The following is a 568-nucleotide window of genomic DNA, read 5'->3' as shown; positions in this document are numbered from 1 at the left end:
GTCCATCAGGTCGGCGCGTTGAAACGATGCTTTCCCGTCGGTGATGTCGCGCCCGACGGCAGCGTCGTCATGACGGCGCGCGACATCACCGACGGGAAAGCATCGTTTCAACGCGCCGACCTGATGGACTACGGCAGCATCTACGGCATGGGTTCGTATTTCGGCGAGGATTACACGGCCGAGTATCTATTGCGTCTCGGTCAGCTCACGAATGACAACATTGCCTTGTCCCGTTTCGGACAACCGTTCGCCGCGCTCGATCAGGACAGCCGGAATTCGGTTCAAGCCGCGATGCGGCAACAGCTCAAGGGCATCGACCTGTCACGCACGGACGCTCTCGTCCCGGCCGAAGTCGCGCGCGCGATCCGCTCGCTGCGCGTGGAGATTTCGCGAGCGCTCACACACCACGATTTCATCAAGGGATGGACGCAGGCTTACAGCCTCGACGAGCGCCATGCCGCCAAGACCGCCGATTTCCTGCTCTATGCCGCGCCTGACGACGGTGGCCCGCCGGCCGGGCAGCGACGTCTAGTGGACGCAGAACTGGCCGTATGAGCCGCTCGTCGGC

General features: G+C 63.2%; 1 pseudogene. It reads left to right on the top strand.

Annotation, left to right across the window (positions count from 1 at the left end):
* Positions 1-555 (top strand): annotated as a pseudogene (locus J5M67_RS27550) (hypothetical protein); the annotation flags it as partial.
* Positions 556-568: the final 13 nt, after the last annotated feature.

This window comes from Pseudomonas sp. 30_B (genome assembly GCF_017491605.1).
Taxonomy (GTDB): Bacteria; Pseudomonadota; Gammaproteobacteria; order Pseudomonadales; family Pseudomonadaceae; genus Pseudomonas.
The sequence above is the reverse complement of the archived record's forward strand: the minus strand, read 5'-3'. Positions and strand labels throughout refer to the sequence as shown.